20 protein-coding genes are annotated in these 20,756 nt (G+C 58.6%); 13 read left to right on the top strand and 7 right to left on the bottom strand.

Annotated elements, in window-relative coordinates; translation table 11 throughout:
• The first annotated feature begins 46 nt into the window (after window positions 1-46).
• From OQ273_RS13440 to OQ273_RS13410, 7 genes are all read left to right on the top strand, one after another.
• Window positions 47-1,126: a fatty acid desaturase family protein gene (locus OQ273_RS13440; protein ID WP_267991009.1), complete on the top strand. Its 1,080-nt coding sequence runs from the start codon at window positions 47-49 to the stop codon at window positions 1,124-1,126.
• Between the two features lie 23 nt (window positions 1,127-1,149).
• Entirely contained in the window at window positions 1,150-1,467 is a 318-nt protein-coding gene (locus OQ273_RS13435; RefSeq protein ID WP_267991008.1) for a MocE family 2Fe-2S type ferredoxin, read from the top strand.
• Window positions 1,468-1,485: 18 nt separating this feature from the next.
• Window positions 1,486-2,691, top strand: coding sequence for an NAD(P)/FAD-dependent oxidoreductase (locus OQ273_RS13430; protein WP_267991007.1), 1,206 nt, complete (start codon window positions 1,486-1,488; stop codon window positions 2,689-2,691).
• A 27-nt stretch (window positions 2,692-2,718) separates the two neighbouring features.
• Complete coding sequence (locus tag OQ273_RS13425; protein ID WP_267991006.1) at window positions 2,719-3,522, top strand: 3-methyl-2-oxobutanoate hydroxymethyltransferase; 804 nt, start codon at window positions 2,719-2,721, stop codon at window positions 3,520-3,522.
• A gap of 41 nt (window positions 3,523-3,563) precedes the next feature.
• On the top strand, window positions 3,564-4,640 hold the full coding sequence (locus OQ273_RS13420; protein WP_267991005.1) for a Gfo/Idh/MocA family protein: 1,077 nt from the start codon (window positions 3,564-3,566) through the stop codon (window positions 4,638-4,640).
• On the top strand, window positions 4,637-5,761 hold the full coding sequence (locus OQ273_RS13415; protein WP_267991004.1) for a Gfo/Idh/MocA family protein: 1,125 nt from the start codon (window positions 4,637-4,639) through the stop codon (window positions 5,759-5,761). Before OQ273_RS13420 ends, OQ273_RS13415 begins: the two co-directional genes overlap by 4 nt.
• 282 nt (window positions 5,762-6,043) lie before the next feature.
• Window positions 6,044-6,658, top strand: coding sequence for an invasion associated locus B family protein (locus tag OQ273_RS13410; protein WP_267991003.1), 615 nt, complete (start codon window positions 6,044-6,046; stop codon window positions 6,656-6,658).
• A gap of 87 nt (window positions 6,659-6,745) precedes the next feature.
• On the opposite strand, the gene minE is transcribed toward OQ273_RS13410, so the two are convergent.
• From minE to minC, 3 genes are read right to left on the bottom strand one after another with little or no spacing between them, the layout of a single operon-like run.
• The gene (gene minE, locus OQ273_RS13405; RefSeq protein ID WP_267991002.1) at window positions 6,746-7,009 is read right to left on the bottom strand and encodes a cell division topological specificity factor MinE; all 264 of its coding nucleotides are present in this window, start codon (window positions 7,007-7,009) and stop codon (window positions 6,746-6,748) included.
• Window positions 7,006-7,821 carry a septum site-determining protein MinD gene (gene minD / locus OQ273_RS13400; RefSeq protein WP_267991001.1) on the bottom strand — a complete coding sequence of 272 codons (816 nt, stop codon included), beginning with the start codon at window positions 7,819-7,821 and terminating at the stop codon, window positions 7,006-7,008. The genes minE and minD overlap by 4 nt, the downstream gene beginning before the upstream one ends.
• Before the next feature lie 24 nt (window positions 7,822-7,845).
• Entirely contained in the window at window positions 7,846-8,565 is a 720-nt protein-coding gene (gene minC / locus OQ273_RS13395) for a septum site-determining protein MinC (protein ID WP_267991000.1), read from the bottom strand.
• Window positions 8,566-8,945: 380 nt separating this feature from the next.
• On the opposite strand from minC, the gene OQ273_RS13390 reads away from it, so the two are divergent.
• Entirely contained in the window at window positions 8,946-9,428 is a 483-nt protein-coding gene (locus tag OQ273_RS13390) for a hypothetical protein (protein WP_267990999.1), read from the top strand.
• A gap of 74 nt (window positions 9,429-9,502) precedes the next feature.
• Here the strand turns inward: OQ273_RS13390 and OQ273_RS13385 are convergent, their stop codons facing one another.
• The 4 genes from OQ273_RS13385 to OQ273_RS13370 form a co-directional block, all read right to left on the bottom strand.
• Window positions 9,503-10,522, bottom strand: a complete 1,020-nt coding sequence (locus OQ273_RS13385) for a cytochrome-c peroxidase (RefSeq protein ID WP_425493417.1) — start codon at window positions 10,520-10,522, stop codon at window positions 9,503-9,505.
• Window positions 10,523-10,721: 199 nt separating this feature from the next.
• Window positions 10,722-11,759 (bottom strand): L-glyceraldehyde 3-phosphate reductase, encoded by a 1,038-nt coding sequence (gene mgrA, locus OQ273_RS13380; protein ID WP_267990997.1) that lies wholly within the window; start codon window positions 11,757-11,759, stop codon window positions 10,722-10,724.
• Window positions 11,760-12,026: 267 nt separating this feature from the next.
• On the bottom strand, window positions 12,027-13,031 hold the full coding sequence (locus tag OQ273_RS13375; protein WP_267990996.1) for a transketolase family protein: 1,005 nt from the start codon (window positions 13,029-13,031) through the stop codon (window positions 12,027-12,029).
• A gap of 13 nt (window positions 13,032-13,044) precedes the next feature.
• The gene (locus OQ273_RS13370) at window positions 13,045-13,971 is read right to left on the bottom strand and encodes a transketolase (RefSeq protein WP_267990995.1); all 927 of its coding nucleotides are present in this window, start codon (window positions 13,969-13,971) and stop codon (window positions 13,045-13,047) included.
• A 163-nt stretch (window positions 13,972-14,134) separates the two neighbouring features.
• Here OQ273_RS13370 and OQ273_RS13365 point away from each other — a divergent pair, with 163 nt between their 5' ends.
• From OQ273_RS13365 to OQ273_RS13345, 5 genes are all read left to right on the top strand, one after another.
• On the top strand, window positions 14,135-16,411 hold the full coding sequence (locus OQ273_RS13365) for a molybdopterin-dependent oxidoreductase (RefSeq protein WP_267990994.1): 2,277 nt from the start codon (window positions 14,135-14,137) through the stop codon (window positions 16,409-16,411).
• Window positions 16,412-16,528: 117 nt separating this feature from the next.
• Window positions 16,529-18,028, top strand: a complete 1,500-nt coding sequence (locus OQ273_RS13360) for an FGGY-family carbohydrate kinase (RefSeq protein ID WP_267990993.1) — start codon at window positions 16,529-16,531, stop codon at window positions 18,026-18,028.
• 4 nt (window positions 18,029-18,032) lie between these two features.
• Window positions 18,033-19,091, top strand: coding sequence for a zinc-binding dehydrogenase (locus OQ273_RS13355; RefSeq protein WP_267990992.1), 1,059 nt, complete (start codon window positions 18,033-18,035; stop codon window positions 19,089-19,091).
• Window positions 19,091-19,756 carry a class II aldolase/adducin family protein gene (locus tag OQ273_RS13350; RefSeq protein ID WP_267990991.1) on the top strand — a complete coding sequence of 222 codons (666 nt, stop codon included), beginning with the start codon at window positions 19,091-19,093 and terminating at the stop codon, window positions 19,754-19,756. Before OQ273_RS13355 ends, OQ273_RS13350 begins: the two co-directional genes overlap by 1 nt.
• 4 nt (window positions 19,757-19,760) lie before the next feature.
• Window positions 19,761-20,744 (top strand): sugar-binding transcriptional regulator, encoded by a 984-nt coding sequence (locus OQ273_RS13345; protein ID WP_267990990.1) that lies wholly within the window; start codon window positions 19,761-19,763, stop codon window positions 20,742-20,744.
• Window positions 20,745-20,756: the final 12 nt, after the last annotated feature.

Genomic DNA, 20,756 nt, shown 5'->3' with positions numbered 1-20,756 from the left:
TGCCGCCACTATTTGACCTGTTGCATCACCATTGATGGAATTGCAGATGAAGCCGACACCGAGAGACTACAGTCTGGTAGGCCGCGACAGCACATTGGCGGAAGAGAACGGCCTGGTGGCCGCTGAATGGTATGCGGTCAAGATCGACAGGAAAGAACTCAAGCGCCTGATGCGCAGGTCGGACGGGCCGGCAATTCGCGACACGCTGATCTGGTTTGCCGCGCTCCTGCTGTCGGGGGCGGGCGGTGTCTATTTCTGGGGAACGCTCTGGTGCGTTCCGTTCTTCCTGGTCTATGGCGTTTTATATGGGTCCTCGTCCGATAGCCGCTGGCATGAGAGCGGACATGGAACGGCCTTCAAGACCCGCTGGATGAATGTGGCGCTCTATTACATTGCCAGCTTCATGATTTTTCGTGAGCCCACCATATGGATGTGGAGTCATACCCGGCACCATACTGATACGATTATTGTCGGGCGCGATCCGGAGATAGCCGCGCCGCGTCCACCGGATATCAAAACACTCCTGCTCAACCTTTTTGCTCTGGTCAGCACGTGGAAAACGATCCGCAGCCTCCTTCGCCATGCCGGCGGCAGCCTCAGCCCGGATGAGGAGACGTTCGTTCCGCAGAACGAGCGCCCGAAGGTCTATCTGATCGCTCGGATCTACATCGCAATCATTGCGCTTGTCGTGCTGGCATGCATTGCGACCGGTTCGATCCTGCCCGCCATGCTCATTGGACTTCCCACCATCTATGGGGGCTTCATGACCGTGTTTTTCGGTCTGACGCAGCATGCCGGACTTGCAGAAGACGTGCTCGACCACCGGCTGAACAGCCGCACCATCTACATGAATCCGATCTTCCGCTTCCTTTACCTGAACATGAACTACCACATCGAACACCACATGTTCCCGATGGTTCCCTATCACGCGCTGCCGCAACTGCATGAGGCGATCAAACATGATTGTCCGCCGCCTTATCCGAGCACTGCCGCGGCCTATCGCGAGATTATTCCGACACTGCTGAAACAGGTAAAGGACCCGGGTTTTTATATACACCGCAAGTTGCCCGAGGGCGTCGACGCGGTGCCGCATAATCCAGGAGCCGTCTTCAAACCGGCACAATAACTGGAACTGTTTGGGAGGGATAAATGACAGGTCAGTGGATCGACGCATGCGCGACCGACGACATCGACGAGGAAGACGTCATCGCATTCGAGCATGACGGGCACGCGTTTGCCCTTTACCGCACCGAGGATGACCGCTTCTTCGCCACCGACGGTCTGTGCACCCATGAGCAGATATCACTGGCTGACGGGCTGGTCATGGGCACGATCATCGAATGCCCCAAGCACAATGGCCGGTTTGATTTCACCACCGGTGAGACACGCGGAGGCCCGGTCTGCGAACACCTCAAAACCTATGAGACACAAGTCCGAGACGGACGCCTGTTCGTCAAGACGGCCTAGAGCGTCATGGCCTCGGGAATGGTGATCATAGGAGCCGGCGAGGCCGCCGCATGCGCGGCGGCAGCCATGCGCGATGCCGGCTGGACGGGTGCCATCACGATCGTCGGAGAGGAGCGCCATCGTCCCTATGAGCGCCCGCCTCTTTCAAAATCGGCCCTGACGGATGAGGAGCAGCCGGAGGTGCGGGTAAGCGCCGAAGCGTTGCGTTTCGATGCGCTCGGTATCGTCCATAAATCCGATACGCGTGTCGTCAGGATCGACAGGGCGTCAAAACAAATCCACACGCTTGACGGTGAGACGATCGGTTATGACAAGCTTCTTCTGGCCACCGGCGCACAGGCAAGGCCTCTCCTTGTCGGCGGCGGAGAATATGCGCTCACCTTGCGATCGCATGAAGATGTCTGGGCGTTGCGTCAGTTCTTCGGCAAGGGCCGGCATGTGCTGATCGTCGGCGGCGGGCTCATCGGATTGGAACTCGCCGCCAGCGCCAATGAGCTTGGGGCATGTGCGACGATCATTGAAAACCGCGAAAGGCTTTTGACCCGCTGCGTGGAAGCGCAGATCGCCGAAACGATCCAGAAAACCCACACACAACGCGGCAACCGGTTCCGTTTCGCCGTGGACGTCGAGAGTATCGAGCGTGACAGCGTGACGCTGACAAACGGTGAGCGCATTGAGGGTGACGTGGTTGTCGCTGCTGTCGGTGCGCAGCCCGATGTCGCACTGGCCGAGGATGCGGATATCGAGGTGGATAACGGCATCCTGACCGATGCGTTCCTGAGGACGAGCGATCCTGATATCTTTGCCTGTGGCGACTGCGCCTGCGCCAAACATCCGCTATTCGGCGACAGGCCGCGGCGCATGGAAAGCTGGCAGGTGGCCCGGGATCAGGGCGCCTTGGTCGGCCGTAACATGGTGCTGCCGCCAGTGCCGCAAAGCGCCGTCCCCTGGTTCTGGTCGGACCAATATGATTGCCAGCTTCAGGTTGCCGGCATGCCTGATCTCGGTGCAACGGTTGTCGAGCGCAGGCTGGATAGCGAGACCATCCTTTATTTTTATCTTTCGAAGAACGGAACGCTGGTCGGGGCTGCCGCCTATGGGTATCTGCGCACGCTGGCCAAGGACATGCTGGTTTCACAGCGTCTGATCGCGGCATCGGCCAAACCGGACGCTGCGTTTCTGGCTGCTGCCGATAGGCGTTTGAAGGCGCTGCTCGCCGCCTGACGTGGCAACGCATTCAAGGGAGGAATTATGACAGACCGATCGCCAACCGTCGCGGACATGCTTGCCGCCAAAGGCAAGCGCCAACTGACGAAGCTGCGGGTTGAAACCATGGATGAAGCCGCCGCCGCAAACGCTGCTTCGATCGACATGCTGTCGGTTCCGCCGGAACTTATCCTTAAGGACGGATTTCGCGATGCCTGTCCGGCGCCATTTGTTGTCGGCGGGCTGGAGCCCGGCCTCTTCATTACGCAGGAGGATTATCTGCGCATCGCCTTCAAACTGCTCAATGCGGGAGCAAACGCCGTCTATTGCGGCGCAAGCCTGCCCATCGTCCGCAGGCTGCGGGACGAGGGCATTCCCGTTGTCGGCCATGTCGGGCTGATCCCGTCGCGCCGCACCTGGACAGGCGGGTTCAAGGCCGTCGGCAAGACGGCAAAAAGCGCTCTTTGGGTCTGGGAGCAGACAAAGGCGCTTGAAGAGGCGGGCGCCTTTGCTGCTGAAATTGAAGTGGTGCCGCCCGATGTCGCCTCGGCCATTTCTGCTGAGACGGGCATGCTGATGATATCGATGGGTGCGGGCGGCGGATGCGATGCGCAATATCTCTTTGCCTGCGATATTCTGGGCACCCATGAGGGGCACTATCCGCGCCATGCGCGAAAATACCGGGATCTCATGAGCGAATATGCAAGGCTTCAGGAGATGAGGGTCGAGGCCTTCAGGGAATATGCAGCCGATGTGGCATCGGCGCAGTTCCCCGGCTCTGAAAACCTTGTTCCCATGGACGAGACGGAACTGAAGGCGTTCCTTGAAGAGATGAAAAGAACCGGCTGATAACGCGGGCACAACGGGAAATTACGGACCGGGAGGACAATATGGCAAAATGGCGGATAGCGGGGATCAATTTCGATCACATGCATATGGGCGACCTTCTTCGCATGGCCCATGAACATCCGGACGCCGAGATCGTCGGCATATACGACAAGTCGCCGGAAAAAATGGCGCAGGCCATTTCGGATTTTGCCATAGCGCCGTCGGCGGTCTTCACCGATCTCGACACCTGCGTGGAGCAGACAAAGCCGGATCTTGCCATCTTGTGTGCGGCGACCGCCGAACATGCGGATCACGTTGAAGCTCTGGCGAAACACCGTGTTCATATACACATCGAAAAGCCCTTTGCGGCCTCGGTCGCCGAGGCGCGGCGCATGATCCGCGCCATGGAGGGCACCGGCCGTCTGATGGCAATTAACTGGCCCTTGGCATGGTATCCCAGCCACAACACCTGCAAGCGCCTGATCGACGATGGCGTGATCGGTGACCTGATCGAGGTGCATTTCTATGATGGAAACAGGGGCCCGCTCTTTCATCTCGCCGACAAGGTGGAGGTAACGCCCGAAGAGGTCGAACGCCAGAAACCGGATTCCTGGTGGTACAAGAAAGCATCCGGTGGCGGCAGCCTGCTCGATTACCTCGGCTATGGCGCGACGCTTGGCACCTGGTTCATGAATGGTGAGGCGCCACTGGAAGTCACCAGCGTCGTCGACGAGACGCCCGGAATCGAGGTCGATCAGCATTCCATCACCGTGTGCCGTTACCGCCGCGGCCTGTCCAAGATGGAAACGAGATGGGGAACCTTCACCGATCCGTGGACAACCCAGCCGCAACCCAAATGCGGATTTGTGGTGGTCGGCACGGACGGCACCATCTCCAGCTATGATTATGATGACTATGTCACGGTTCAGACGCGCGACAATCCCGAGCAGACGCCTGTGCCGGTCGACGCATTGGCTGTCGGCAAAACCAATCCAATCGAATATCTTCTCGGTTGCATTGAGCGCAACGAGGCCGTGACCGGACCGCTGTCGCCCGACCTCAGCCTGACCGCACAGCGCATTGTCGACACGGCAGCCCTTTCGGCTCAGCAGAAGAAGACGCTGGAGCTGGTCAGTTGAGCGGTGGATCTGATGACCGGACACCGGACGCCGATACCTATGCGCTGAAAACGCAGCGATCGGCGGAGGTGGTAGCGCCAGTGCTCGACTACGAGCCGCCGAAGCCGCGCAGCTATTCACCCCGCATCGCACTCATCGGCGCTGGCGGCATTGCATCGGCGCATCTGGATGCCTATCGCAGCGCAGGGTTCGACGTTGTCGCCATTTGCAATCGCACGCTCTCCAAAGCAGAAGCATTGAAGTCGGAGTTTTGTCCCGCCGCCGTGGCGACCGATCGGTATGAAGACCTGCTTGCCGATGAGAGCATCGATGTGTTCGACATCACTCCGCATCCGACAGAGCGTCTCGAACTTGTCGAAAGGGCGCTCAAATCCGGCAAGCACGTCCTGTCGCAAAAACCGTTTGTCGTCGATCTGGCCGACGGTGAGCGGCTGGTGACCCTTGCACGGACGAACGGGGTCAAGCTTGCGATCAATCAGAACGGACGCTGGGCTCCGCATTTGTCCTATATGCGCGAAGCAGTCCGGAGCGGGCTGATCGGTGAGGTGACGGCCTGCCATATCGCCATCCACTGGGACCATAGCTGGATCGGCGGCACCCCCTTTGAAGAGATCGACGACATCATATTCTTCGATTTCGGAATTCACTGGTTCGATTTCGTGGCCAGTATTGTCGGTGACCGGGCGAAATCGGTCTATGCCACGAAAACCATGGCCGCCGGCCAGACGATCAGGCCGCCACTCTTGTCTGAAGCTCTGGTGCGGCTGGAGGGCGGTCAGGCTTCCCTGATATTCGATGCCGCCACAAAATTCGGGCCGCAGGACAGCACATACATTGCCGGCACAAAGGGCAGTGTATCGAGTACGGGACCGGATCTCGGCCAGCAGCAGGTAACGCTCGTAACCGAAGCAGGACGGGCGACGCCGGAACTGGCCGGAACCTGGTTCAACGACGGATTTCGCGGCGCCATGGGCGAACTGCTATGCGCTGTTGAAGACGATCGTGAACCCATGAACAGTGCTGCCGCGAACCTGGAGAGCCTTGCCATGACGTTCGCGGCTATCCGCTCCGCAAATGAGGAAGCCGAAGTCAAAATCGGAGATGCCCGCAATTATGGATGATGGTATCAACTGGGACAGTTGCGCCCGCAAGCGACCTGCCTGTACTTTACCGAGTAAACTCACGAAAGCCTCAGACGGTTGAGGGCTTCGCGTCGGCCGTAGCTTGATTCTTCTTGGGTTTTCCCCGCTGACCCTTGCCGATCGGATAGTATATGTCGTGAAAAACGGTAACTATGCGGTCCGCGACTCATTGATGTCATATTTTTGGCGAGCGCTCTCTTACAGAAATTTTGAACGGCAAGGCGGGAATGCTATGAAAAACTGGAAGGCAGGAGGAGGAGCATGAGGATATTGAGCTGGAATATTGCGGCAAAGAGCTTGGTGTTGGCGCTTGTAGCGCTCACGGCGATCCCCCTCGGCATGACCTCCGCAAAGGCGCAGGACAATGGTGACGCAGCGGCGACGACAACCGTTCAGCCGATGCGGATTGCCAATGGAACCCGGTTCGGAGCTTGGCGGGTGAATTGTGAGGCGATAGCCGTCAACGAAACGGCCTGCGTGCTCAGTCAGCGGCTCGTTCGCACATCCGACAACGTCTTTCTTGCCGAATTGCTGGCATTCTGGTCCGGTGATGGGTCAAAGAGCTACCTCGCCGCACGTGTCCCGAACGGTGTCTATTTTCCATCCGGTTTTGCATTGAAGCGGGAAGACAGCGACGATCGCCAGAATTTTGTCTGGCAGTCCTGTTCACGTGACATTTGCGAGGCGCTTCTGGAACTGCCAATTGAGGACATCGAGGCGCTTGAGGGCTCCGAAAACATCATTGCCGGTTACCGTCCAAGCCTGCGGTCGCAACCGCTGGTGTTCCGCACCAGCATGCAGGGCGCATCGGAAGGCCTGAATGCTCTCAAGGCGTCGATGCTCAGCGGCGGGGAAGAGGGCGAGGCCGACAACTGATCCGGTTGTTTGCTGCACAATTGAAACGGCCGGCGAAGTGTTTCGCCGGCCGTAAGAGCTTAATATCTGTGTCGGCTTCCCGGATCGTCAGGCGGCGCGCACGCCGGTGTCGAACGGTATCTCGATATCGACGGCAAGTGTGGAAACCTGCGCGCCACGTTCGACTTTGACGTGGACCCGCTGGCCATCCATTTTTACGTGCTTTTCGAGAACTGCGAGGATTTCCTCCCGCAGCACTCCCACCAGATCGGCACCGCCAACCGATGCCCTTTCATGTGCAAGCAACACTTGCAGCCGCTCGCGGGCCGCGGACGCCGATGTCCGCCTGCCTAGGAAACGGAGGATATTCATGCAGCCTTCCTTCCGAAGATCTTGCCGAAAAAGCCACGCCTTTCACCCGGTACAGTGACCGGAACCGCCTCGCCGGCGAGCCTGCGCGCGGCGTCCGTATAGGCCTGCGCGGTCGCGCTGCTGCTGTTTGCCAGGGTCACCGGCGCACCGATATTGGAGGCGCGCAGCACATCCGTGCTCTCCGGGATGATGCCCAGCAGCGGAATGGACAGGATTTCCAGCATGTCATCCACATTCAGCATATCGCCGCTTGACGCACGGACCGGATCGTACCGGTTGAGGAGCAGATGTTTTTCCATCGGCTCGCCGTTTTCAGCCTTGACCGTCTTGGCGTCCAGCAAACCGATGATGCGGTCGGAGTCACGCACCGAGGAGACTTCCGGGTTGGTCACGACGATTGCTTCGTCGGCGTGGCGCATCGCCAGCGTTGCGCCGCGCTCGATGCCGGCCGGGCTGTCGCAGATCACCCAGTCGAAGGCTTTCTTCAAGGATGCGATAACCCGCTCGACGCCCTCGGGCGTCAGCTTGTCCTTGTCGCGGGTCTGCGAAGCCGGAAGCAGGAAGAGTGTCTCGAGCCGCTTGTCCCGGATAAGCGCCTGCGACAGTTTCGCTTCGCCCTGGATGACATTAATGAGGTCGAAGACCACGCGCCGCTCGGCGCCCATGACCAGATCGAGATTGCGTAAGCCGACATCAAAATCGACCACCACGACTTTTTCATTTCGCTGAGCCAGCGCGGCGCCGATTGCGGCGGTGGATGTTGTCTTTCCGACGCCGCCTTTTCCTGATGTCACTACAATCGCTTTGCCCATCTGTCTCTCCTCTTCGCCGCCCGCTCAGCCTAGTTTTTCCGCCAGTAGGGAATCATTGTCGAGCCAAAGCTGGACAGCCTGTCCCCGCAGCTCGTGTTCAAAATCATCGGAGGTCTTATAAAAACCTGCTATCGCCACCAGTTCTGCCTCGAGCTTGCGGCAGAAGATCCGCGCCGATGTGTTGCCCGTCGTCCCGGCTGCGATCCGCCCGCGGACGGTGCCATAGACATGCACCGATCCCCCCGCGACGACCTCAGCTCCGGATGCAACCGAGCCGACAATGGTGATATCGCCCTCCGACATCAGCGACTGGCCGGAACGCACCGGCTGGGTCACCATGAGTGACGGCGCAGGTTTGTCAGCATCGTTCCCGATCTCACCATCGACGATCGCAATAGGGGCGTCCGTTCCCGGTGCGTCCAGGTCGGACGCAGGCAATCCACCGGCCATGGCCGGTGGGATGTCGCTGCCAAGCTGTGAGGGACGCCCGCCCTCTATGCCCATAATGCGGATTTCGCGCTCGCCGAGCTGATCCAGCAGATCGCGCAGTTGCTCGCGATCGATGTCAATTCCGGCAATGTCGAGCACGATCGGACGGCGAAGGAAAAAACCCGCAGAGCGGGCGGCAAGACTGTCCAGCCGCGTCAGCCAGTCGCTGAAGGGCAGTTCCGGTGTAAGCACCAGCGCAAGAAAGGATCGGCCCTTAAGGCGAATGGGCTGGGTGTCAGTTAGCACTTCGGTCATCTTGGTTAATTTTCCGTTGCCCAACCCTATTTGCTTCATGGTTAACGAATGGTTACCTGACGGACCTTGCGGGAGGATGGATTCATCTTTTTTTGAAGCGCTCGTCGGCTGCGTCGATGGGGTCACGCCGTTTGCCGGGCCGGGCTGTTTTTGTGTTTTGCATCGGAGCTGCGGTGTTGGTTCGAAACGGATGCAATCAGTTTACGAGATTTAAATCAGTGTGTTCTTAGATCGGGTTGTCAGATCCGGGGATGATCTGTGATGCGGGATAGGGCGCGTGATATGTCCTCCGCGCTTTGTGTCATTCGATGACCTTGCCTGGCGAATATGGGCCGAAGCTTTGAGCTTCAATCTTAATATAATTTGACGAGGATTTTGACATGAAGCGTTTTGCTATTGCCGCAGCAGGCCTTGCCTGCTTGGCGTTCGCACAACCTGTCGTCGCCGCGGACAATGAGATGCAACCCTCATTCCTGTTTGTGCAGGAGGCTTCCGCCGGAACCTATGACGGCAAGACACTGACACTTGCTGACCCGAGTCCAACCATTACGGCCTTTGCGGATCGGCCCAACAGGGTCGTCAAGGATATCAGGCTGAGTCACTTCGTTGATGTCTGGACGCAGGGTGCGGACAGCTTTAAAGACGATCCACCCAACGCAGCGTTGATTGCCGAGGGCTTAGAGACAATCATCGTGGAATTGCATAATCCCCGTTCGTCGGATGCCGGTCTGCGATACGATATCAGCGTATTGTCAGGTGACCTGCCAAGTGAGATGACCGGCGTCACGCTGGTGATCGACGATAACGAATCCTGGTGCGACTTTGGGATCGGCTGCTGGTCCGAAATGAGCATCGGACTTTGATTTCGAGCCAACAGAATATTGGGCAGAAGAAAGTGGCCGGCGCGAAAGGCGCCGGCGCTAAAGATGTTGGGGCCCTACCTTTCAATCTCCGCGACGGGGCGCGGCGTTGATTGTGTTTCAGGTGGAAGGTTCGGCAACGTGATGTCCGGGAGCGTTCCTGTCAGGCTTTCCAGGAATGCGACCATGGCATCGGCTTCTTCGTCGCTCAATTCCTCACCCAACTGCGACTCGGCCATGATCTGGACCGCAACCTTCAGGCTCCACACTTTTCCGGAGTGGAAATAGGGCGCCGTTACCGCGACGTTACGCAGTGGTGATGCGCGGAACACATACTCGTCGTCGACGGTTTCCGTCACTGCAAAACGCCCCTTGTCATCCGGAGGCAGAATGTCGGCGCCGGGCTTTTCGATCAGGCCAAACGGATAATAACCGTGACCGCCGACATTCACGCCGCTGTGGCACGCCGCGCAGCCCTTGTCGATGAACAGTGCAAGGCCTGTCTTTTGTTGCTCGTTCAAAGCATTTTTATCACCGTTCAGATACGCATCGAACGGTGCCGGAGTGATCAGCGTTGCCTCAAAGGCCTCAATTGCCTTTGCCAGATTGTCGAAACTCACCGGTTCCGTCTCGCCTGGAAATGCATCGTCAAACCAGGCCTCGTATTGGGGCATGCTTTTCAATGTCGCGATGACGGTCTCGGGGGTGTTGGCCATTTCCACGCCGGCCTGAATCGGCCCCTTGGCCTGCGCCTTCAAATCCTCGGCGCGGCCATCCCAGAACTGGGCTTCGTTGAGAACCGCATTCAAGACTGTCGGGGAGTTTCGTGGCCCTTTCTGCCAGCCATGTCCGATTGATGTCTCCAGATTGTCGTCGCCGCCGGTCGTCAGATTATGACAGGAATAGCAACTGAACACGCCCGATGCGGAAAGCCGCGGATCAAAGAAAAGCGCCTTTCCAAGCTCTATTTTTTCCGGCGTTATCGGGTTGTCGGCAACGCTCGGAATGGTCGACGGCAATGGTTTGAACATGTCCGAAGCCGTCTCATGCAGATCGTCCGCCACGGCCGTACCTGCCAGCAGGGCGGTAGTCATCATAAGCAGTATAAATTGTCTCATTATGCTCTCCTATGAAACATAGGAAGCGTCTGTAATTAATGCATGAAGCTCATTGATTTAGATCAATTCTAAACTGCGGCCTGCTGCCGCAATGTGACAAAGTAGCGCCCTGCAGATCCCGTTTGCGGCACCGCAGGCAGCCTCGAAAGGCGGCTGCGGTGCCTGTCTTTTAGTGATGTCAGCTATTCGAAGAGCGCGCCCACAAATTAACGTTGCCATTGGCTGAATACCGGTCGATATCGTCCAGCTCATCCCTGCTGAATTCAAGGTTTGCGAGCGACGCAACACAGTCGGCGATCTGTTCGGGCCTCGAGGCGCCGATCAGAGCGGTCGTTATGCCGCCGCCGCGCAGGACCCATGCGAGCGCCATTTGCGCAAGCGATTGACCGCGCCGCTCAGCGATCTCGTTGAGCTTGCGGAGATTGTCGACAGCCTGCGCGGTCAAAAGGTCGGGATTGAGCGATTTCCCCTGGGATGCGCGGCTGTCCTCGGGCGTGCCTTTCAGATATTTGTCTGTCAGCATGCCCTGGGCGAGCGGAGTAAAGGCGATTGACCCGACACCCAGTTCCTTGAGCGTATCTTTCAGCCCGTCTTCCTCAACCCATCGGTTGATCATGTTGTAGCTTGGCTGATGAATGATGCAGGGCGTGCCAAGATCTTTCAGGATTGCGACGGCCTGGTGCGTGCGCTGGGAGTTGTAGGAGGAGATGCCGGCATAAAGGGCCTTGCCGGAACGCACAATCTGATCGAGCGCGCCCATGGTTTCTTCAAGTGGCGTATCCGGATCGAAGCGGTGCGAATAGAAGATATCCACATAGTCGAGGCCCATGCGCTTCAGGCTTTGGTCGCAGGAAGAGATCAGGTATTTGCGGCTGCCCCATTCTCCATAGGGGCCTGCCCACATCTCGTAACCGGCCTTGGAGGAAATCACCAGTTCATCACGGTATCCGGCAAAGTCGGTTTTGAGGATCTCGCCGAATGCCTCCTCGGCGCTGCCGGGGGGCGGGCCGTAATTGTTGGCTAGGTCGAAATGGGTGATGCCGAGGTCAAAGGCGGTGCGGCATAGGTCACGCTTGAGCTGATGCGGCCTGTCATGCCCGAAATTGTGCCACAGCCCCAGTGAAATGGCAGGCAGTTTCAGACCCGAATTGCCGCAGTGATTGTAGATCATGTCGCCGTAGCGGTCGGGATTGGGCACGTAGGAACTGGAGGTCATGGCTATGGTCCTGACTGAACAAATCTTTTGTGAGCGCTTTTGGGGTTCGGATGAACCGGGAGCGAAGGGGTACCTTGCAAACCGTCCGGCCGGTTTTGGAGGGACCGCATCCTTGGCAAGCTGTGGTGAGTACCATCAAGATTATATCGAAGGCGCAAACCGGCAGCAAATGACAATGATCGTGAACGCGAAGTTTGTCGCCTTCAATCGATACGGGCATCGAGTCAGCAAGGCGGCATCATGCCGCCCGTGGCCGTCGCCGGAGTGCTAAAGCGCCTCGGCTTTGACCAGCGTATGGACGTCCTCAACACGTGCGGCGTCGAGATCGTCTTCGCTGATCCCGAATTGCTGCCCGGTCAATTGCTCAATGCCTTCCACCAGAGCCAGTGCGTCGAGCTTGTAATAACGCATCAGATAGGGGCGTGAACCGCCATGGGCATAGGTATCCTTCAGGCCAAGCCGTATCAGCCGCTTGCCGACCCCCGCGTCCGCCATTGTCTCGGCGACCAGGCTGCCGACACCGCCTTCGGTCACATGGTTTTCCAACGTGATGACGCCGTGTCTAACCGACTCGATGTGATCGAGCAGAGCGGCGGGGTCGAAGGGTTTGATGGTGTGGATATGGAGATGGCGGATGGAAAGGCCGGCCTTTGCCAGCGCTGAGCGGGCCCGCAATGCCTCCTCGGTGCAGATACCCGTCGTGACGACGAGAACATCCTGTCCGGAAGCAAGTTCACGCATCTCGCCAACCTTGATCGGCGTATCGAACAATCTGGGTACCGATCCCCTGAGGATCCTGCACCAGACCGGTCCGTCGATCGAATCGGCCGCTTCACAGATTGATTCCACCTCGGTCGCATCGCCGGTTTCAAGGATCGTCATGTTCGGGATCGAGCGCATGACGGAAATGTCTTCGATGGATTGGTGAGTCATGCCGCCCGGGGTGGTGACGCCCGGCAGGAACCCCATCAGCCGAACCTTGCGACGCGGATAGGCGATGGACGCCATCAGCTGATCATAGGGGCGCCGGTACATGAACACGCCGAATGTGTGAATGAACGGACGGAAGCCGGCCAGGCCAAGCCCGCCGGCAAAGCTCATCATGTTCTGCTCCGCCATGCCCAACGAGATGAATTGATCGGGGTGGCGGTCGCGAAATCCGTCCACCTCACAAGAGGATGTCAAATCAGCAGAAAGACACAGGATGTCAGGATTGCCGGCTGCATATTTCTCGAAGGCGGAAGCGTAGGGGCGTGTCACCATCTCAACCATCTGAGTGCTCTCCTTAGTGTCCGTAATCGATGGGCTCAACGCCAAGGTCTTTGGCAATCGAGACATTCATACGTGCCCGCTCGTCCTCGGATTTGAACCGCACATAGTGAAGACGCGGGAACCGTTCCTCCAGGATAGGCATCGTGTTGAAAGGATTGGTGCGCGCGAGAATGATAAGCGGACGGCCTTCATGCGGCTCGTTCACCGCATCGCGCATCGCCTGAATATCGTGGCCGTCAATCTCGACGCAGGCTGCACCGAAGGTGATGAATTTCTGCTTGATGTCGCCAACCTCCATCACGGAAGACATTGCGCCGTCGCACTGTTGATCATTGACATCCATAATGGCGTAGAGGGTGTCGATTCCGTGAAACGCAGCTGCCTGGACTGCCTCCCAGGTCTGTCCCTCCTGGACCTCGCCATCGGACATGAACACCCAGGTTCGCCCCGGCTCACCGCGCCGTTTGCGGCCGTAGGCAAGGCCTGCCGCCGTGGACAGCCCGATCCCCAGCGTACCGTTGTGCACCTCCATGCCGGGAGAATGCTCCGCGCCGATCATCTCGACGCTCGAGCCGTCCTGGTTGAACATTTCAAGACCTTCAGGGGCCATCCGCCCGACCTCAATCAGCGTTGCATAGGCCACCAGCGCATAGTGGGCGGGGGCGATGAACAGCCGGTCGAACTGTGGCTCCATGGGGCCGTTATATCCGGCGCCGGTATGATAGTCCGGATTGTCGGCGGATGGCACGCCGGCAAAGGGCTTCGGAATTGGAGGCAGCGTCGGATCGCCCAGCTTGAGTTCTTCATTGTAAAGCCACGCCAGCTGCTCGCCGGCTGAGCAGGCCTGGCTCAGATATCCGCCATTGTTTTTCATGGCATGTTCGAAAACCCGCCTGCGAATGCCGAGTGCGACGTCCTGCGTGGATTTTTCGTTGCGCATACCGATGCTCCTTTGATTTTACAAATGTCATTATAGTAGTCATATGTAAATCTCAAGGTTCGAATTGATATTGTCCGGAGCATGTGCTGAAAAGTGTCTTTGATCGCAATCCGTGGAACAATCGCGAATTGAGCTGATTCTGGACTGAAAAGGACGAACAGACATGAAATACACGGCCGCGCACTGGGGTGTGTGCACGATAGACGGTCAGGGAAATCTGCATCCGCTCGAGGACGATCCCGAGCCCTCGCGGATTGCCAGGGGCTGGGCATCGGCGGCAAAGGATCCCCGCAGCCGGATTCTTGCACCGGCCGTGCGGAAAGGCTGGCTGGAGGGAGACAGGGGCGCCGACCGGTGCGACGACAGTTTCGTCGAAATCGGATGGGACCGTGCCGCTGATCTGGTTGCGCAAGAGATTTCCCGGGTTCGTGACAACCACGGAAACGGGGCGATTTTCGGTGGATCCTATGGTTGGGCGAGTGCTGGCAGGTTCCATCACGCTCAAAGCCAGCTCAAACGTTTCCTCAATCTTGCCGGCGGCTGCGTTTCATCCAGGGATACCTATTCTCATGCCGCTGCGGAGGTGTTGTTCCCGCATATGATGGGCCGAACCTACCGGCAGTTCCAGGATCGCACGACGGGCATCCAGCTTGTCGAAAAGCATTGCGAAGTGCTGCTGGCTGTGGGTGGATTGTCGAGCCGCACCGCGCAGATCGCCTCTGCCGGCACCTCCCATCATGAAATCGGCGGCTGGCTTGAAAGAATACTTGAAAAGGGCATGCGCGTTGTGAACGTCTCGCCCATGAAATCCGATCTCAAGGGTGGTGAATGGTTGTCCATCAGGCCGGGAACCGACACCGCATTTCTGCTTGCTCTTATTTATGAGATTATCGATGCCGGACTGGAAAATCGCGCCTTCATCGATCGCTACACCAGCGGCTGGGGTGCCTTTGAAGACTATGTAATGGGCCGCGCCGACAATCATCCGAAGACCGCGGAATGGGCCGCCGGTCTGTGTGATATACCGGCCGGGACCATTCGCTCTCTGGCGCATGTGCTCGCCACACGGCGCAGCATGATTGCAATGGCCTGGTCTCTTCAACGGGCCGATCATGGCGAGCAACCATTGTGGGCAGGGCTCGCACTTGCCTGCGCGATCGGCCAGATCGGCCAACCGGGAACCGGATATGCCTTCGGTTACGGAAGCGTCACGGCGACGGGCCGGTCGATAAAGCTCATTCCATGGCCGTCATTTCGTCAAGGCAGCAACCCGGTCGACGATTTCATACCGGTTGCGCGGATCGCCGACATGCTTCTCAGTCCCGGCAAACCCTACCGGTATAACCTTGAGGACAGAAAGTACCCGGACATTAAGCTCGTTTATTGGGCCGGTGGAAACCCGTTTCACCACCATCAGGACCTTCATCGACTTGAAGAGGCCTGGACACGGCCGGAGACGGTCATTGTGCACGATCACAGCTGGACTGCCACGGCAAGACGCGCCGATATCGTCTTGCCGGCGACCACACCGCTGGAGCGCAATGACATCATGATGAACCGCCGTGATCCGAGCCTTATCTATATGTCACCATCCATGCAGCCGATGGGTGAGGCGCTGGACGATTTTGAGATTTTTCGCCGGATTTCATCACGGCTTGGTTTTGAAGAGCAGTTCACCGAAGGCCTTGATGTGGAGGGTTGGTTGCGGCGTCTGTGGTCGCAGTCAGTGCAAATTGCCGAAGCACACGGAATTATGCTCCCGGAGTTCGACGAGTTCAGCAAGGCCGGCCGCTTTGAAATACCGGACTCCGTCCAGCATCACATCGGGTTGCAAGACTACATCGAAGATCCGGACGCCAATCCCCTGGATACCGAATCCGGCCGCCTCGTTGTTTTCAGCGAGCGTATAGACGCTCTCGGACTTGACGGCTGCCCGGGACACCCTGCCTGGTTCGAGCCGGCCGAGAGCCTGCTTGATGCTCAGGAGGATGAACTTCACCTGCTCTCCGGCCAGCCGGACACGCGCCTGCATTCCCAAAATGACAGGGGCAATGAATCGCGCGCCTCGAAGATTCGTGACCGGGAACCGGCCTATATGCATCCTCAGGCCGCTGAAAAGCGCGGTCTTTCAGAAGGAGATATTATCCGCATCTTCAATGAACGCGGAGCCTGTCTTGCCGGCTTGAAATTGGATGACGCCATGCGCGTGGACTGTCTCGCCCTGGCGACGGGGGCCTGGTACGACCCCCAGATTGTTGAGGGTGAAAGGCTCGAGGTGCACGGAAACCCGAATGTCCTGACCATCGACAAGGGCACCTCCGATCTTTCGCAGGGCAACATCGCCCACACGGCGTTGGTGCGGGTGGAGAAATGGCTCCGGGATCTGCCGCCGCTATCCGTGGACAGGCCGCCACAGTTGGACGCGGCCGGTTCGGGCTGAACGCGAAGTCTGCTTATCGGCGGTCTTTGGCCATCTGCTGAATGTACGTGGTGATACTTTACAAAAGTCAGAATTTGGGACATTTGTATAGTTTATAGATGGAAGGATGGCGCGTTCATGTGGATTGGTCTGGATGTAGGGACATCGGCAATCAAGGCGGCCGTCTACACGCCGCATGGTGAAACCCTCGCGTTAAGTGAGACAGGCGCCAATCTGAACCGTTTGCCGGGCGGCGGCGTCGAGCAGGACATGGACGATGTCTGGCAGGCCGTCGCCGGGGTGCTGAGCGATCTTTGCACAAAAACAGATGTCGAAGAGGTCCGCTCCCTCGGTGTATGCGCACAGGGTGATGGCCTCTGGGCCGTGGACAAAGATCTGCGGCCGGTCGGCCCGGCGATGCTGTGGAACGACACGCGTGCTGCAGACGACGTCTTGAAATTATCCGACTCAGGCGCTTTAGCGGCCATCGGGCGGGGGTGCGGCACGGCGCTTTGGTCGGGAACGTCGGCGCCACTGTGGCACTGGCTGAAGGAAAACCGGAAGGCGCAGGCCCAAAAGGTCAGATATGTCTTTACCTGTGCCGACTGGATTTGCGCACGGTTGACCGGCGAACTCGCCACCGATTTCTCAAATGCGTCCATACCGTTTCTGGATTTCTCCACCCGGTCTTATGGCCCCGCTCAGATCGAAGCGTTGGGTTGCGGCGACCTGTCGGAGCGACTGGTGCAGCCGAGTCCGGCCGACACGATGATCGGGCGTGTCACGGACGATGCGTCGCGGGCAACCGGATTGCCGACCGGGCTCCCGGTGTCGGTGGGGACAATGGACCTTTCGGCCATGACCGTAGGGCTTGGGCTCGACCGGCCTGGTCAGAGCTTCATGATTATCGGCACCACGGCGGTTGTCAGTATTTTGACGGATCGCATCAAACCGGTCGATACGCCAGTTGGCGCCAGTGCGCTGCACCCGACATCCGATGCGGTCATCAGGGTGCTTGCGCCGACAACCGGCACCGGCGCATTCGACTGGTTTGCAAGCCTTCATCCCGCGACCCTCGGCGCAGAAAACACGGCTCTCATTGCCGATAACATCAATCAGCTTGTCGAAAGTGTGCCGCCGGGTGCAAATGGCGTGACATTCCTGCCCTATCTCGACGGTGAACGAGCGCCGTTCGTGGCCCCGGATATCCGCGCAAGTTTTGCCGGCCTGTCAGCGGCGACGACAAAGGCCGAAATGGCACGGGCCGTCCTGGAGGGCACCGGTTTCAGCCTTCGCCATTGCATTGAGGAAGAGGGCGGCCTGCCACAGGGGCCGGTGCATTTGACCGGCGGAGGATCGAAAAATGCGCTCTGGTGCCAGATCGTTGCCGATATTATCGGCCGACCTATCCAGGTCAGCGAGGCCTCGGACCATGGCCTTTGGGGAGCGGCCTGCATTGGCGCTGCGGCTGCCGGTTTCGGCTCCGCCGTGGAATTGAGCCGGCGCGATGCGGATCTCACTGTCATGGAGCCCGATGCGCAGCGCCATGAGGCCTATGGAAGGCACTTTGCCCGTTACCGGGTTCTTTCCGATTCCAGCCGCTCGGCTCATCGGAAATTGCGGGAAATTGAAGGATAGATCCATGAAGGACATGATGACGGCTGCGGTGTATCACGCATTGGACGACATCCGCATTGAACAATGGCCGGTGCCAAAGGTCGGTGCCGGGGAAGTTCTGGTCAAGACATTGGCTTGCGGCCTGTGTGGCGGCGAGACCATGGCCTGGTACAAAAAGGCTGAACCCAAGGTTCTCGGCCATGAGCCGGTGGGCGAAATTGTCGAAATTGGCGCGGGCGTGACGGATTTCAGCGTTGGTGACCGCATCTTCGTCAATCATCATGTCGGACGCATAAACAGTCACTTGTCCCGGCGGGGCCATTTCACCCGTGATCCCTTCTACTCCTCAATGCGGATCGACCCAGGTGGAGTATGTGAGTATTTCCGCGCTCTGCCCCAGCATCTGGCAATGGATACGCACAAGCTGCCGGAAAGTATCTCCAACGAGGCTGCGGTCACCATTGAACCCTGGTCCTGCGTCCTTTCCGGCCTGAAGGTCTGCCACATCCAGCCGGGCGACACGATTGCCGTCGTCGGCGCCGGTTTCATGGGGCAGGGCTTTGTTCATCTCGCGCCTTTCTTCGGCGCCGGTAAGGTGATCGCGCTCGATTTTTCCGATTGGCGGCTGCAAAAGGCACGTGAATTCGGCGCCACCCACACCATCAATCCGAAATCGGAGGACGCGGTTGAGGCGCTTCGTGAGGCCAATAATGGCCGCCTTGCCGACACGGTGATTGTCATTGCGCCTTTCCCCGAGGCCTGGGATCAGGCGCTCAAACTGGTCGAGGTCGGCGGATGCCTCCATCTCGGCGCACCCCTGGCGCCTGGAGTTGACTGGGTTCGTGACGGCAATGCCGCCTATTTCGACCAGATCACGGTGACGTCGCGTTATTCATCCGACCATACCGACACCTACAGCTATATCAGGCTTCTGGAATCCGGCCGGATCGATGCCGATAAAGCGGTGACCCATCGTTTTGACATCGCAGACAGCGCCGAGGCGTTCCGTATGCTGGTGGAGGCGGAGCAGTCATTGAAAATAGCCGTTTATCCGCATGGAATTCCGGAAGGGAGCGCTGGCTGATGCTCGAAGGACTGAAACAGGAAGTCTGTGAACAGAACCATGAACTGCCAAACAACGGCCTTGTTGTCGGTTCCGGAGGCAATGTGTCGGGCCGCGATCCCCAGACCGGACTGATTGTCATCAAGCCCTCTGGCGTGAAGTTCTCCAGGCTGACGCCTGAAACGATGGTTGTCGTCGATGTCGACGGGAATGTGGTGGAAGGTGAGATGAAGCCGTCGGTCGATACCGGTATCCATCTCTATATCTACCGCCACCGGTCGGATGTGTTCGGCATTGCCCATACCCATTCGCCCTATGCCTCAAGCTTCGCAGCCAGGGGTGAACGCATCCCGGCGGTTTTGACCCCGATCACCCATATGCTCGGACGCGACGTTCCATGCTCGCGCTACGCAACGCCCGGTGAAGTGGATACCGGCGAAGCGATCATCGAGGCGGCGGACGGCGGATTGGCGGTTCTGGTCAAGGCCCACGGCGTTTTCACCATGGGCGGGTCTGCGACACAGGCAACCTCGATTGCGATGTATCTGGAAGAAGCGGCCATGACGACGCATCTGGCCATGCTTCGGGGTCCCGTTGAGGAACTGCCCGCTGAGGAGATCGACAGATGCTACAACTGGTTCCGCAAAAACTATGGGCAAGAAGGCACGAAACAAGTAAACCGTTGAGCTGATGTCAAGAAACGGTTCAAACCCACGCTCGGGCGGCGACAAGGATGCGCTGCTCTCCAATGTGGCGCTGCTTTACTATGGCGAAGGTCTCACCCAGGGTGAGATCGCCAAGCGGATGCAGGTCTCGCGTGCGACGATCGTCAACATGCTGCGCGAAAGCCGAGAGCGCGGCATCGTCGATATCAGGGTTGATGGCCGGCATCTGTCCAATTCGTCCCTGTCGCGGGAACTGAAAGAGAAGTTTGCACTGGAGGATGTTTATGTCTCCAGGAGCGTGAGCGCCGCCGGCAAACGTGGCCGCGCGGCAGACCTGCCGCTTCTGGCGCGCGTTGCAGCGTCCGCGGTGCGCGATATCGTCAAACCCGGTGACAGGATCGGTGTTGCCTGGGGCGAAACCATCATGGCGGTGTCCAACGTCATGGCATCCAGCCCGGTTGAAGGCGCGGAAGTCTGCCAGCTGATCGGGTCGATGATCTCGGAACGTGTGCCGGCTTCGGAGTTTTGTGCGATCCAGATTGCCAACCGGCTTGATGCGCGGTGCTTCACGCTTCATGCGCCCGGTATCGTATCGTCCGATGAGCTTGCCGGAATGATGAGGCAGGAGCCGACAATCAAAAGCCAGCTCGACCGCTTGACTTCACTCGATGTGACGATCGCCTCCGTCGGACACGTCGGGAATGACACGCATTTTCAGGTTGCCGGTATGGCGACACTGGAAGAGATCGAACTGGCGCGACAAGCCGGGGCGGTGGGCATCCTGTGCTGCAGATATCTTGACCGAGACGGGCGGCAAATGGATCTTGCGCCGAGTTCCCGGCTGATCGCCGCCGAACTGGAACAGATCCGCCATGCGCCGAAGAAACTCCTGGCGGTGTGCGGTCGGGACCGCGCCGAACCGACGCTGGCTGCCATCAGGGGCGGTCTTGTGACCCATCTTTGTGTCGACGAAGCCCTGGCCAACGAGCTGATGACAGCGGGCGATTGACCCCCGTCAAAC

It is taken from the genome of Hoeflea prorocentri (assembly GCF_027944115.1).
GTDB lineage: Bacteria > Pseudomonadota > Alphaproteobacteria > Rhizobiales > Rhizobiaceae > Hoeflea_A > Hoeflea_A prorocentri.
The sequence above is the reverse complement of the archived record's forward strand: the minus strand, read 5'-3'. Positions and strand labels throughout refer to the sequence as shown.

What these genes read in the sequence shown, in the direction of transcription:
- OQ273_RS13440 (WP_267991009.1), top strand. Translation starts at nt 47, where the DNA reads ATGAAGCCGACACCGAGAGACTACAGTCTGGTAGGCCGCGACAGCACA.
- OQ273_RS13435 (WP_267991008.1), top strand. Translation starts at nt 1,150, where the DNA reads ATGACAGGTCAGTGGATCGACGCATGCGCGACCGACGACATCGACGAG.
- OQ273_RS13430 (WP_267991007.1), top strand. Translation starts at nt 1,486, where the DNA reads ATGGTGATCATAGGAGCCGGCGAGGCCGCCGCATGCGCGGCGGCAGCC.
- OQ273_RS13425 (WP_267991006.1), top strand. Translation starts at nt 2,719, where the DNA reads ATGACAGACCGATCGCCAACCGTCGCGGACATGCTTGCCGCCAAAGGC.
- OQ273_RS13420 (WP_267991005.1), top strand. Translation starts at nt 3,564, where the DNA reads ATGGCAAAATGGCGGATAGCGGGGATCAATTTCGATCACATGCATATG.
- OQ273_RS13410 (WP_267991003.1), top strand. Translation starts at nt 6,044, where the DNA reads ATGAGGATATTGAGCTGGAATATTGCGGCAAAGAGCTTGGTGTTGGCG.
- minE (WP_267991002.1), bottom strand. Translation starts at nt 7,009, where the DNA reads ATGAATATCCTCCGTTTCCTAGGCAGGCGGACATCGGCGTCCGCGGCC.
- minD (WP_267991001.1), bottom strand. Translation starts at nt 7,821, where the DNA reads ATGGGCAAAGCGATTGTAGTGACATCAGGAAAAGGCGGCGTCGGAAAG.
- minC (WP_267991000.1), bottom strand. Translation starts at nt 8,565, where the DNA reads ATGACCGAAGTGCTAACTGACACCCAGCCCATTCGCCTTAAGGGCCGA.
- OQ273_RS13390 (WP_267990999.1), top strand. Translation starts at nt 8,946, where the DNA reads ATGAAGCGTTTTGCTATTGCCGCAGCAGGCCTTGCCTGCTTGGCGTTC.
- OQ273_RS13385 (WP_425493417.1), bottom strand. Translation starts at nt 10,522, where the DNA reads ATGATGACTACCGCCCTGCTGGCAGGTACGGCCGTGGCGGACGATCTG.
- mgrA (WP_267990997.1), bottom strand. Translation starts at nt 11,759, where the DNA reads ATGACCTCCAGTTCCTACGTGCCCAATCCCGACCGCTACGGCGACATG.
- OQ273_RS13375 (WP_267990996.1), bottom strand. Translation starts at nt 13,031, where the DNA reads ATGGTTGAGATGGTGACACGCCCCTACGCTTCCGCCTTCGAGAAATAT.
- OQ273_RS13370 (WP_267990995.1), bottom strand. Translation starts at nt 13,971, where the DNA reads ATGCGCAACGAAAAATCCACGCAGGACGTCGCACTCGGCATTCGCAGG.
- OQ273_RS13365 (WP_267990994.1), top strand. Translation starts at nt 14,135, where the DNA reads ATGAAATACACGGCCGCGCACTGGGGTGTGTGCACGATAGACGGTCAG.
- OQ273_RS13360 (WP_267990993.1), top strand. Translation starts at nt 16,529, where the DNA reads ATGTGGATTGGTCTGGATGTAGGGACATCGGCAATCAAGGCGGCCGTC.
- OQ273_RS13355 (WP_267990992.1), top strand. Translation starts at nt 18,033, where the DNA reads ATGAAGGACATGATGACGGCTGCGGTGTATCACGCATTGGACGACATC.
- OQ273_RS13350 (WP_267990991.1), top strand. Translation starts at nt 19,091, where the DNA reads ATGCTCGAAGGACTGAAACAGGAAGTCTGTGAACAGAACCATGAACTG.
- OQ273_RS13345 (WP_267990990.1), top strand. Translation starts at nt 19,761, where the DNA reads ATGTCAAGAAACGGTTCAAACCCACGCTCGGGCGGCGACAAGGATGCG.